Raw genomic sequence first — 11,622 nt, 5'->3', positions numbered from 1 at the left:
GAATTTCTGTGTAAGTAGTTGAGCTTGTCTGTAAGCAATTCTAACAGGCTTTAGAACAGATACGCGATCTAAAGGAGAAAAATGGAGACAAGAGAAGAGGTTATCCGGTTTTGCCAGACATTTCCCGGTGTCTATGAAGATTATCCATTTCATGATGATAACTGGACTGTTATGAGGTATGGAAAAAATAAAAGAAGTTTTGCATACATCTATGAGAGAAACCAGCAAATCTGGGTAAATATTAAATGCAGTCCTGAATGGGTTACATTCTGGCAAAATGCATTTCCATCCGTAGTGCCGGCATATCATATGAATAAAAAGCATTGGAATTCACTGATTCTGGATGGAACTATACCTGATAAGGAAATCAAAAGGATGCTGGCTGAAAGCTATGACCTGGTAAAAGACAGGTAAGGGACTATGATTTTTCTAAAATATCTGAATAAATATGCTTCACTTCAGCCATAGTAATACTGAGGTGATGATATGAATAAAAAAGAGTTGGAACATCAGAATAAAAAGAAGAATCTGGAAGAATTCAACAGTGTAACCCAGAAAGTGAAACCAGAAAATCAAAATCAGACGCACAATGTAAGAGAAGAAGCAGTAAATCCAAAAATCAGGCAGGTATAAGCACCCGAAAGGGTGCTTTTATCAGGAAAGGGGTGGGAGACATGACGGATCATAAAGGCCGGATATCAGATAATAAATGCTGGACAGCAGATCATAAAAGCCAGATATCAGATCATAAAAGCCGGATTTTCAGAGAAATAAAATACCGGGAACTTCGCAGACAGATACGGGAATGCCGTGCCTGTGAGGAATTGTTTGGTTATGAACCCCGCCCTATCCTGTTTGGAAATGCAGATGCCAGAATCATGCAGATCAGCCAGGCTCCGTCCAGGCGGGTTCATGAAACGGGTAAGCCTTTTAACGATGCCAGCGGACAGAAGCTGCGTCATGATTGGTATGGCATTACGGATGAAGAGTTTTATAATCCGGACTTCTTTTATATAGTTTCAGTTGCCCACTGTTTCCCAGGAAAAGCTTCTGGAGGAGGAGACAGGAAGCCTCCGAAGATATGTGCCGGAAAGTGGCTTTTGCAGGAAATGGAACTGGTTAATAATGAGATCTATATCCTGGTTGGCAAATATGCAGCGGACTTTTTCTTCCCTAAAAGCAATTTCACGGATTTGATTTTTGAGGATCAGAGGCTGAATGGGAAACCGGCATACGTTCTCCCCCATCCATCTCCACTGAATGTAAAATGGTTTTTAGACCATCCTGCATTTGAAGAAAAAAGAATAAAAGAAATACGTTATGAGATTCACCGGATTTTAAATAAGTAATCAGAAAATGAGGCATAAAGAATGAAGTCCAAAATGAAGATGAGTTTATGGAAAAAAATAGCCATAATAACGGCAAGTGTGCTGGTAGTTATGGCGGGAGCATTTTTTATTTATACAGGGAGTTACTATCATGCGGAACATCCTGTTTTAACAGAAGCGCTGGCGCAGGCTGACGGCAGCAAGGGTGTGGATATTACAAGTAAGGGAAACAGTTATTTTTTTACTCCATCCGATCAAAAACCGGAAACGGCGCTGATCTTTTATCCAGGAGGAAAGGTAGAGTATACTGCATATGCAGATCTTATGCAGATCATAGCGAAAAAAGGATACCTTTGCATATTAGTGAAAATGCCGTTTAATCTGGCTGTCTTTGATATGAATGCTGCCAAGGATTATATGGATACATATGATACAATTAAAAACTGGTATGTGGGAGGCCATTCTCTGGGCGGTGCCATGGCTGCAGAATTTGCAGCAAAGTATAGCAGCCGGCTGGCGGGGCTTATCCTATTGGGCGCTTATCCAGCATCCGATCTTAGCAGCAGCAGTCTGAAAGTACTCAGTATGTATGGAAACATGGATCAGGTCATGAACCGGGAGAAGTTCAGAGAAGGTCTGAAAATGATGCCAAAAGTGCATGAAGAAATCGTGATAGAGGGAGGAAATCATGCCCAGTTTGGCAGTTACGGAAAACAAAAAGGAGACGGCGAAGCTGCAGTTTCCCAGGAAGAACAGCAGAATACAGCAGCAAAAGAGATTACCGGATTTATGAGTGATAATCCGTAACACAACAAAGGAGAAATGATTGTGGAGTCCTATACACATGAATTTATAGAACCGAATGATGCGATTGACATTAATCTGAATTATTCTATTGACGAGGGAAGTGTAGTTCCCAAACACTTTCATGACTGGATTGAGATTGTTTATCTGGTGAAAGGCAGCTTGGAAGTGTATGACAACAACCGGATGATTCCTTTGAAAGAAAATGATTTCGTGATAATTAATACAATGAGCATCCACTCCACCAGATGCATTGGCGGGAATCAGGCTATTTTACTGCAGATTCCCATTGCATTTCTGAAAAAGTTTATGCCGGATGTGGTAAATTACAGCTTTGAAATTGACCTCGATACGGAGGATGAGCGAGTGAAAACCAGACTTAACAGAATCCGAATGCTTATGCAGGACCTGCTTCTTGCATATGAAATAAAAGCAGAAGGATATATATTTCGCTGTTATAGCCTGGTCTTTGAACTGCTCTATATCTGTATACATTCTTTTTCGCGGCGGATAGATGAAGTGACCATGATGAAATCACAGAAAAACCAGCTGCGGATGCGGCAGATTATGGACTATGTGAACCAGCATTATAACGAAGAAGTTACGCTGCATGATATCGCCGATACAGTAGGGTTAAATCAGATATATTTCTCCAGATTTTTTAAACAGCAGACAGGGATCACATTTCTGGAATATCTGAATACAGTTCGAATGGAGAAAATCCACAAAGAATTACTGCATACCGATTATTGCATCAAAGATATTCTGGAAAAAAATCATTTTTACAATTACAAACTCTTTATGAGAATGTTTAAAAATGCCTATGGCTGTACACCAAAAGAGCTTAGAAAACGTTTCTCAGCCGGAAATCCGGAAACAGGCCGATTTTAAAAGTTAAAATCGACCTGTTTTTTCGTTTGATTAGAACCTACACAAAACGGAGGATAATTGTTATATTAGGACTAACAAAAACAATTAACCGGATAGATATTAGAAGGGAGAAGCGATATATGAAAACTGTGACCCATGTAATGAGCATGAAAAGTGATTATTGGAAAGAAGTGGAGGTGCAAAGCGGGGGAGAAAGTAAAGATACCCTTTTGCTTACAACAGATTACCGCCAGAAAGTACTTGGATTCGGAGGCTGTTTTAATGAACTGGGATGGGATGCACTGCAAAAAACAGATGAAGATACAAGGGAAGCTTTTATCAAAGAATTATACGGAGAAGAAGGCTGTGCTTTTTGTATGGGAAGGGTTCCCATTGGCGCCAACGATTTCAGTCTGGAATGGTATAGCTGTGATGATACCGATGGGGATTATGAACTGAAGGATTTCAATATTGAAAGAGATAAAAAATATACACTGCCCTTTATTAAAGCCGCCCGTAAGTATTGTCCGGATTTAAGTCTTTTTGCATCGCCCTGGAGTCCGCCCATCTGGATGAAGACAAAGAAAGCTTATAATTTTGGAAGAATCCGTATGGAAGAAAAAGTATTGGATGCCTATGCCAGATATTTTGTGAAATTTGTGGAAGCATACAGGGAGCAGGGGATACCTGTGGATATGGTTCATGTTCAGAATGAGCCGATGGCGGATCAGAAGTTCCCTTCCTGCCTCTGGTATGGTTCTGATATGCGGGACTTTATCAAAGGATATCTGGGGCCGGAATTCGATAAGAGCGGACTGGACACTCAGATCTGGCTTGGAACTATTAACGGGCCTTTTGTAGATTTCAGATGGCCGGGAAATGGTGCCCCTTATCATGAATTCTATGATCAATTTGCCAATACCATACTGTCAGATAAGGATGCCAGAAAATATATCACGGGTGTGGGTGTGCAGTGGGGCGGCAAACATCAGCTGGAGCAGATCGAAGCAAGTTTTCCTGAAATGCATATCATGCAGACTGAGAGTGAGTGTGGAGACGGCTTAAATGAGTGGGAACAGGCGGAATATATTTTTATGCAGATGTGGTATTATTTCCGCCATGGTGCAGAGCGTTATACATACTGGAATATGGCATTGCCGGAAGGGGGTATCTCTACATGGGGCTGGTGCCAGAATTCCCTTGCAACCGTAGATCCCGAAACCGGAAAATTAACCCTGCAGCCGGAGTTCTATCTGATGAAGCATTTTTCCCATTTTGTGAAACCGGGAGCCAGAATAATCCGTACGACCGGATACTGGACCTCCAATGCTATTGTATTTGAAAATCCAAATGGGGAAGTGGTCATAACCCTGATGAATAGTATGGACCGTGACCGGGAATTTACCTGTGAATATCCTCAGGGGCAATTTACGGCTGAGATTCCGGCACACTCTATTCATACCTTTGTTGTTAAGCCGGAATAATGTAAGGGGCGCTTTGGCGCCTCTTTTAAAATCTGTTTACATATTTTCCAGCCCGTGCTAAAATGAATGAAACATATTTCATAAGGAGTTGGTAATTATGGCAAGTATTCGTGATGTGGCTAAAAAGGCCAATGTGGCAGCCTGTACAGTTTCCAGAGTATTAAACGGTACAGCCCATGTGGCACCGGAGACGAAAATGAAGATAGAGCAGGCGATGAAAGAATTAAATTATATTCCAAATGAGCTTGCCAGGGGAATGTTTCGGCAGCGGGCAGGGATCATTGCTATGTTAGTGCCGAATATCCGGCATCCGTTTTTTTCGAGTCTGGCTGGATATATGGAGAAAGAGCTTTATGAATGCGGATATAAGCTGATGCTTTGCAGTACAGATGATGATTTGGAACGGGAACAGGAATACATGAATATGCTGAAATCCAATATTGTGGATGGCGTGATTATGGGAGTGAACAGTCTGGACGACAGTGAATACGAGTCTTTTCAAAAGCCGCTGGTCATGTTGGATTATCAGGTAAATCAACAGATTCCGGTAGTTGCTTCCAATCATGGACTGGGCGGCAGGCTTGCAGCTGAAGAATTTATCAGAAGCGGATGCAAATCAGTGATTCATATCTGCGGAGAGTCGAAGAAAAAGGTTCTTTCTTATGAATCACATGAAGAATTGGAGCGGGTACTTCAGGAGCACAAAATTGCATGCAGGAGAGTTACTATCCCCTGGAACGATTTTGATTTTGACGGATATCTGGGCCTGGCGAAAACAATTTTGCAGGAATCTCCGGAGATAGACGGTCTGATGTCAGCAGACATGCCCTGTACGGCGTTTTTGAAAGCAGCAGTGCAGTTAGGAAAACGAATCCCGGAAGATTTCTGTGCAGTGAGCTATGACGGAACCTATGTAGTAAATATGAATCTTATAGATATCACAACAATAAAACAGCCGGTAAAAGAGATAGCAAAGCAGACGATTGCCGTATTGAAATCCTTGCTTGAGGGAAAAGCCCCCAGGCAGAACAGGTATGCATTAAAGGTATCTCTGGTAAAAGGCAGTACCACTAGGACTGCAACGAACAGTTTATAGTGGCTTATGGCTCATGATTCAATACAATTTTATGGGTTATTACTTGGATTTGAGACTCCTGCTGGTTTATTATATTTGGGTTTTGCTGAGGAAGGGGACGCTTTGTAGATGTAGGTAGTGTACGGAAAGATGGGTGTGGGAAACTGGCATGGGCTCCGTCAGCTGGCCGCAGAACTGGTATTTTCTAACCTTTCCGAAGCGCTTTTTGGCGGCACGCGGGTATTCACCGAGAAATCCTGATGCATTTCTCGGTTCAGTACCCGCTTAGTATCCGATGGGAGCCAGTCGAATACTATCCGCCAAAAAACACTTCGAAAAGGTAAGTAAATTGAACTGTACCCCTTGTCAAGGACATTTTAAAAAGTGGGGCACTTTTTTCGCACCTTTACTTCCAAAGTATCCTGCATACAGGTACACCTCTTTAAATGTCATGGTATTCTATGAAATTTTTTAACTATCCGTATTTTTCTGATATAATTGGCATCCAAGTTCTTCCGGTTTTTTGGCTATGACCGGATGCGCAGGTATTTTGGGAACATCCAGTGGATATTCTCCAGTGATGACAAATTTATAAAACTCATTGGGTGCAAGCTTCGCCAGATGCCATTGGTACCGCTGATTATTATAATAAGCCATGTAGTCATCAATGACAGACTGTACCTCTACAAAGCTTACGCATTCAGCCAGTTTTGCCTTGATATGGTCCTTCATATGCCCAAAGAAACTCTCCTGGGGCGCATTGTCCCAGCAGTTGCCACGCCGGGACATGGACTGGCGCAGCTTCTTGTTATAAAGTATATGAAGAAAACTTTGGCTGGTGTAATGGCACCCCTGATCACTGTGGATGATTGTTTCTGCTTGAAGTGAGATCCCATGATCGGCCACCAGTTTATTGACCGTTTCAAGAACAAAATCCACTTCCAGGGAGTCACTGAGCACATAAGAAAGTATCTGCCTGGTAAAGGCATCCAGGATGGTTGACAGGTAGGCAAAGGATCCGCTATAGGACAGATAAGTGATATCCGTCAACAAGACTATTCTTGGTCCATAACATTCGAACTCACGGTTTAGCAGGTTGTCCGCTACATTGCTGGTCCTTAGTGCCTTTGCCATTCTTTTATATGGATTTGGGCCTCGGTATGGACAGGAGAGGTGGAACTTTTCCATCAGCCTGCGGATCTTTTTCAGGTTCATGATCACCGGCGGGGTCATATGGAGCAGTTCCATATAGATGCCCCTGGCCCCTTTGGCATAACCATGCAGCCTGTAAGCGGCCAGAACCAGATCAAAATCCTCCCGGTCCTTCTGTTCCTGAAGCGCACGGACAGGAGCTGCCTTTATCCAGGCGTAATAACCGCTTCTGGAAACACCGGCTATGGAACAGAGTTCTTTGGCAGAAAGGGAATTCGCGCTTTGCCGGATCGTTTGCTGGATAATCTCAAATATACAGGAAGAGTCGTTCATAAGCAGTGCACCTACTTCCTTGTAGTCCTGAGTGAGGAAATTTTTTTTAAGAACTCAACTTCCTGTTTCAGATAATCAACCTCATGCCGAAGCTGTTTTAATTCATCCTTTTCGGATGGCGGCAGATCAGCAGCCGGGGAGACGGAGCTTTGCATCCTGTGAGGGGAATGTCCTTGGTGAAACCCGCCATATTTATCGTACTGTTCCCGAATGTGTCTGGCAATGCTCCATACCCTGCGGTCCCCAAGGACGGCAGGATCATAGCCATGATCTGCGAGGATCTGCCGCGGAATCTCCCCTAACTGGTATTCCGAGTAAAAGATCTCCTTGAACTCCCTGGTAAAGGTTAATTGGAATTTGGACACCTTGTAGGTGTAAGGATTTTGACGAAGCAGCAGCATTTGTTCATTGGTAAAAGGGTTTTTGGTCATGGTATTCCTCCTGTTCTTAGATAAGAATACCATAAGCCAAGAGAGGTGTCTAAGCCAAAAGAGGCCTCAGCAATCATCCAAGACAGTTGTCCCAGAAGCAGGGTATACCAGCAAGGCATGTCCACAATTGGGGTTCTGAAAGGTGAGGGGGTGTCCATTTATATGGAACTAATGGGAAGGGATGTCTAAAAAAATGGGAGCCCCGCTAAATGATGTGTCCACACTTATGGGTACATTATAAATACTCAGCTTTGCTCTACGCTTCCTACGCCCATACCAGTTTCCCACACCCATCTTTCCGAGATAGCATCCGTTGATACAAAGCTGGTTTTCTCAGCCTGGTGGAGGCCCTTGGGTTGTGACTGTCTGTTCGTTTTTGGATGCGGCAGAGTGTGTTACGGCAGTTCAGTGTGAAAGGGGGATGATAAGACGAAATTTTACCTGCTTTCCTGATCACAGACTTAACTGGATGTAGGTTCTATAACCACAAATATACTGTAGTAGAATTTAGAGACAGTTCACAGTGATAACATCCAGCTGGTTTATTGGTTTTTAAGTGTTCTATGCCAATAGCGTACACTACCTACATCTACAAAGCGTCCTTACTCAGCTAAACCCAAATTCAATATGAAATTGTTCGCTCCAGACAGCATTGCACCAATTAACAGTGATGCAAATGTACTAAAATAGAAACAGTGATTTTGTATATTTCGATGAAACGGTTGGAATATCCTCAAATATATTGACAGTAATCCAAAAAAAGAGTAGTATGAAATACATAAGAAACATGTTTCATGGAAATAATCATTAAAATAAACTTGAATCCAGGAACTCATCATTATAAAAGATAAGTGTTAGAAATATGTTATGGTTCATGAGGATCACCATAGCATATTTTTATAAGAGAAATGAAACATGTTTCACTTAGAAGAAAAGGAGAAGGACATGAAAAGAAAATTTCTATTGGGAGCCACGCTATTATTATGCATGGGACTGTTCACCGGATGCGGCGGGAAAGATTATGATTTTTATATTTTCAATGTAAAAAGTGAAAATGCGGATGCACTGGAAAAAGTATGCAAGGCCTATGGAGAAGAGACGGGTCAGAAAATTAAAGTCTTTTCGATTGGTACCACAGACGGTATAGACCTTTTAAGGGCAGATATGAATTCCAATCACAAACCGGCGATCTATTCCGTGAATGCGGAAACAGTGCCGGAATGGGAAGAGGGAGGATTCTTAAAGGATCTTCGGGAAGCATCCACTCCTGAGATGCGGGAGCTTGCAGAAAGTATTCCCCAGGGGATGCAGCTGTCTTCCGGAAACGGAACGAACTATGGCATACCTTATAATGTGGAAGGTTATGGATATATTATAGATACGAAGATGGTAGATGCTTTGTTTGGGGAGAAGAACACCATGAACTGGCTGGAAGATTTTAAAACAGCCACTTATGATGAATTTGAAGCACTGGTAACAGCCGCTGACGATTACATAAAAAATGGTACAGGTGGAACTGTTCATTTGAGCGGAAATGAATATACTTTCCAGCCGGAAAAAAATGAAATTTCTAGTCAGCTCAATGGTGTCTTCTCCGTGGCAGGAGCTGAGAAATGGACTTATGGTGACCACATGAGCAATTTTGCATTAAACGCAGTGCTAGACAGCCTGTCATCAGCGCAGAATGCTACCGATGAACAGGTGGATGAATTAAAAACACCCCTGGAAAAATCCATACAGGTGGAGGACCTGATGACTAGCCATGCGGCAGGGGCAAAGGGGACATTAAAGAGAAGTCCTGATTTTATTAACTCCACAACCAGCGGATATGATCAGGCAATCCAGATTTTCGCAGATCATAAATCCATTTTTATCAAGCAGGGAAACTGGGTATACAGCAATATAGAGAAGATTAATCCGGAAATTGTCAAAACCATTACCATGCTGCCTGTGAAAATGCCATTTACCCAGGAGGATATCAAGATACCGGGAATGACTGTAGAAAAATTTAACAGCTCAGTACCGGAATTTGTTCCCAGTTACTATGCCATCAATAAAAAAGCAGAGCCCGAAGAGCAGGAAAAAGCAGAAAAATTCCTATACTGGCTGAATACATCAAAAGAAGGACAGGATTTTATTATCAATGATTTTGCTTTCATCCCATTTACCGCAGATGCATCCGTAGAATTTGAAAATCCCTTAAATAATGCACTGATTGGATATCTGAGGGAGGGAAATGTGTTGTCAAACCCATTTAACGGAGCACCGCCTACCTGGGGGCAGGAAGTGTATGGCAAGATCCTGATGGAACAGTATTTTATCAAGGAAGACTGGGAACCGGATGCTTATGAAAAGATTGCAGATGAATGTATCAGCCAATGGAAAGCCTTAAGAAAATTAGGGGAGGAAGATTAAGATGGAAAAATATTATAAGAAATGGTTTAAGCCGTTACTGCTTCCGGCAGTCATACTGTTTGTAGGAGTTATTATTATACCTTTTATCATAGGTGTGTTCTATTCATTTTCTGCATGGAGGGGAACTTATTTCCACGGCGGGGCAAATGCATTTGAATCTTTTGTAGGACTTCGTAATTATGCTAAAGTATTTCAGAACAGCCAGTTTCTGGATGCTTTGATTTATACTTTAAAATTCACCCTTATGGCAGTGATTGCCGTGAGTGTGGCAGGCCTTGTTATGGCGATGATGATCAGTATTTTAAGAAAGGGCAGCGGTGTTTACCGTACGATCTTTTTTATGCCGAACCTTCTTGGCGGGCTTGCGCTTGGCTTTATCTGGCAGTTTATATTCCAGATCGTATATTCAAAAATGTTATTTGGAGAAGAGGGACTTCTGCATATTCCATTTTTAACGAATATGACCCAGGATTCCACAAAAACCCTGGTTGCCCTGGTCATCATGGTAGTCTGGCAGATGGCGGGCTATATGATGCTGATCTTCGTAGCCGGAATCAATAATATTTCCAGTGATTTGTATGAGGCAGCTTCTATTGACGGAGCAGGAGCATTTACCAAGTTCAGAAAAATCACGCTGCCAATGCTGATGCCGTCCTTTACCATTGTATTATTTTTGACCTTATCCAATTGCTTCAAACTGTTAGACCAGAACGTAGCGCTTACGGATGGTAACTTTAATACCAGACTTCTGGCATTGCAGATCTTAAGAACGACAAAGGATACCAGACCCCCGGATTACGGTCTTGCACAGGCACAGGCAGTCATATTTTTTATCTTAATTGCAATTGTTGGATTGATACAGGTATCCTACACTAAGAAAAAGGAGGTTGAAATGTAATGAAAAGAAAAGCAGGAGCAGTTCTCGTACGCATTTTACTGGTCATTATGGCAGTATATACTTTGTTTCCAATCGCATTTCTGGTTTTGAACTCCTTTAAGAGCCAGGCTGAAATTGTAGATTCACCTATGGCGCTTCCGGCGGTATGGACCCTGGATTATATTAAAAGTGCCCTGAATCAGATTCATTTTGTACAGGGATTTGGAATTACCCTTTTCATCACTGCAGTTTCTGTGTTTGTCCTGGTTATCGTATCTTCACTTGCTGCATGGATGATGGTAAGAAATAAAACGAAATGGTCTCAGGCAGCATTTTTACTGTTCACGGCTGCCATGCTGATTCCGTTTCAATCTGTCATGTATCCGCTACTCAGTGTATTTGATATGCTGCAGCTTCGGAATCTGGCAGGATTGATTCTAATGTATTGTGGTTTTGGACTGAGCATGTCGGTTTTCTTATACCATGGTTTCTTAAAAAGCGTTCCCCAGTCTTTAGAAGAAGCGGCTGCCATCGATGGGGCGACCATTTTTCAGATGTTTTTCAAGGTGGTATTTCCCATGCTGAAATCCACCACGGTTACGGTAATTATTTTAAATGGTATCTGGATCTGGAATGATTATCTGCTGCCATTTCTGACTATTGGTAATTCAGAGTATAAGACCCTGACCCTGGAGCTTTATTTTGCAAAAATGGTATCAGGACAATACAGTAACTCCTGGGAACTGATTTTCCCGGCGGTACTGGTTACGATTATTCCAATTATTATCGTATACCTGTTTTTACAGAAATATATTATGAAAGGAATTGCCGATGGGGCAGTAAAGGGATGATA

General features: G+C 42.2%; 13 protein-coding genes. 11 read left to right on the top strand and 2 right to left on the bottom strand.

Features of this window, described 5'->3' with window-relative positions:
• Window positions 1–81: 81 nt before the first annotated feature.
• The 8 genes from CD03_RS0115275 to CD03_RS38895 all read left to right on the top strand — a co-directional run bounded on the left by CD03_RS0115275 (window position 82) and on the right by CD03_RS38895 (window position 5,822).
• Window positions 82–414, top strand: coding sequence for an MmcQ/YjbR family DNA-binding protein (locus tag CD03_RS0115275; protein WP_027294400.1), 333 nt, complete (start codon window positions 82–84; stop codon window positions 412–414).
• 72 nt (window positions 415–486) lie between these two features.
• Window positions 487–633, top strand: coding sequence for a hypothetical protein (locus tag CD03_RS38275; RefSeq protein WP_176731142.1), 147 nt, complete (start codon window positions 487–489; stop codon window positions 631–633).
• A gap of 41 nt (window positions 634–674) precedes the next feature.
• Window positions 675–1,349 (top strand): uracil-DNA glycosylase family protein, encoded by a 675-nt coding sequence (locus CD03_RS0115265; protein WP_197041666.1) that lies wholly within the window; start codon window positions 675–677, stop codon window positions 1,347–1,349.
• 39 nt (window positions 1,350–1,388) lie between these two features.
• Window positions 1,389–2,135 carry an alpha/beta fold hydrolase gene (locus CD03_RS0115260; RefSeq protein WP_242849099.1) on the top strand — a complete coding sequence of 249 codons (747 nt, stop codon included), beginning with the start codon at window positions 1,389–1,391 and terminating at the stop codon, window positions 2,133–2,135.
• A gap of 21 nt (window positions 2,136–2,156) precedes the next feature.
• A complete protein-coding gene (locus CD03_RS0115255) occupies window positions 2,157–3,023 on the top strand; it encodes an AraC family transcriptional regulator (protein WP_027294397.1) in 867 nt (288 codons plus the stop codon).
• A gap of 119 nt (window positions 3,024–3,142) precedes the next feature.
• The gene (locus CD03_RS0115250) at window positions 3,143–4,486 is read left to right on the top strand and encodes a glycoside hydrolase family 30 protein (RefSeq protein ID WP_027294396.1); all 1,344 of its coding nucleotides are present in this window, start codon (window positions 3,143–3,145) and stop codon (window positions 4,484–4,486) included.
• 97 nt (window positions 4,487–4,583) lie between these two features.
• The gene (locus tag CD03_RS0115245; protein ID WP_027294395.1) at window positions 4,584–5,582 is read left to right on the top strand and encodes a LacI family DNA-binding transcriptional regulator; all 999 of its coding nucleotides are present in this window, start codon (window positions 4,584–4,586) and stop codon (window positions 5,580–5,582) included.
• Window positions 5,583–5,699: 117 nt separating this feature from the next.
• Window positions 5,700–5,822, top strand: coding sequence for a hypothetical protein (locus tag CD03_RS38895; RefSeq protein WP_255348045.1), 123 nt, complete (start codon window positions 5,700–5,702; stop codon window positions 5,820–5,822).
• A 210-nt stretch (window positions 5,823–6,032) separates the two neighbouring features.
• Here the strand turns inward: CD03_RS38895 and CD03_RS0115235 are convergent, their stop codons facing one another.
• Window positions 6,033–7,046 carry an IS3 family transposase gene (locus tag CD03_RS0115235; protein WP_027294394.1) on the bottom strand — a complete coding sequence of 338 codons (1,014 nt, stop codon included), beginning with the start codon at window positions 7,044–7,046 and terminating at the stop codon, window positions 6,033–6,035.
• A gap of 11 nt (window positions 7,047–7,057) precedes the next feature.
• Window positions 7,058–7,477, bottom strand: a complete 420-nt coding sequence (locus tag CD03_RS0115230) for an HTH domain-containing protein (protein WP_027293389.1) — start codon at window positions 7,475–7,477, stop codon at window positions 7,058–7,060.
• 945 nt (window positions 7,478–8,422) lie between these two features.
• Here CD03_RS0115230 and CD03_RS0115225 point away from each other — a divergent pair.
• Genes CD03_RS0115225 through CD03_RS0115215 form a run of 3 tightly spaced genes read left to right on the top strand, consistent with a single transcriptional unit; the run spans window position 8,423 to window position 11,620 of the window.
• Entirely contained in the window at window positions 8,423–9,892 is a 1,470-nt protein-coding gene (locus CD03_RS0115225; RefSeq protein ID WP_027294393.1) for an ABC transporter substrate-binding protein, read from the top strand.
• Window position 9,893: 1 nt separating this feature from the next.
• Entirely contained in the window at window positions 9,894–10,790 is an 897-nt protein-coding gene (locus tag CD03_RS0115220; RefSeq protein WP_027294392.1) for a carbohydrate ABC transporter permease, read from the top strand.
• Complete coding sequence (locus tag CD03_RS0115215) at window positions 10,790–11,620, top strand: carbohydrate ABC transporter permease (RefSeq protein ID WP_027294391.1); 831 nt, start codon at window positions 10,790–10,792, stop codon at window positions 11,618–11,620. Before CD03_RS0115220 ends, CD03_RS0115215 begins: the two co-directional genes overlap by 1 nt.
• The last annotated feature ends 2 nt before the right edge of the window (window positions 11,621–11,622 follow it).

It is taken from the genome of Robinsoniella sp. KNHs210, assembly GCF_000686105.1.
Lineage (GTDB): Bacteria > Bacillota > Clostridia > Lachnospirales > Lachnospiraceae > Robinsoniella > Robinsoniella peoriensis.
Note: the sequence above shows the minus strand (reverse complement) of the source record. Positions and strands in the feature narration are given on the sequence as shown.

Coding starts and splice junctions, on each gene's coding strand:
- CD03_RS0115260 (WP_242849099.1), top strand. CDS start 1,389: ATGAGTTTATGGAAAAAAATAGCCATAATAACGGCAAGTGTGCTGGTA.
- CD03_RS0115245 (WP_027294395.1), top strand. CDS start 4,584: ATGGCAAGTATTCGTGATGTGGCTAAAAAGGCCAATGTGGCAGCCTGT.
- CD03_RS0115220 (WP_027294392.1), top strand. CDS start 9,894: ATGGAAAAATATTATAAGAAATGGTTTAAGCCGTTACTGCTTCCGGCA.
- CD03_RS0115230 (WP_027293389.1), bottom strand. CDS start 7,477: ATGACCAAAAACCCTTTTACCAATGAACAAATGCTGCTGCTTCGTCAA.
- CD03_RS0115235 (WP_027294394.1), bottom strand. CDS start 7,046: ATGAACGACTCTTCCTGTATATTTGAGATTATCCAGCAAACGATCCGG.
- CD03_RS0115225 (WP_027294393.1), top strand. CDS start 8,423: ATGAAAAGAAAATTTCTATTGGGAGCCACGCTATTATTATGCATGGGA.
- CD03_RS0115250 (WP_027294396.1), top strand. CDS start 3,143: ATGAAAACTGTGACCCATGTAATGAGCATGAAAAGTGATTATTGGAAA.
- CD03_RS0115215 (WP_027294391.1), top strand. CDS start 10,790: ATGAAAAGAAAAGCAGGAGCAGTTCTCGTACGCATTTTACTGGTCATT.
- CD03_RS38275 (WP_176731142.1), top strand. CDS start 487: ATGAATAAAAAAGAGTTGGAACATCAGAATAAAAAGAAGAATCTGGAA.
- CD03_RS0115275 (WP_027294400.1), top strand. CDS start 82: ATGGAGACAAGAGAAGAGGTTATCCGGTTTTGCCAGACATTTCCCGGT.
- CD03_RS0115265 (WP_197041666.1), top strand. CDS start 675: ATGACGGATCATAAAGGCCGGATATCAGATAATAAATGCTGGACAGCA.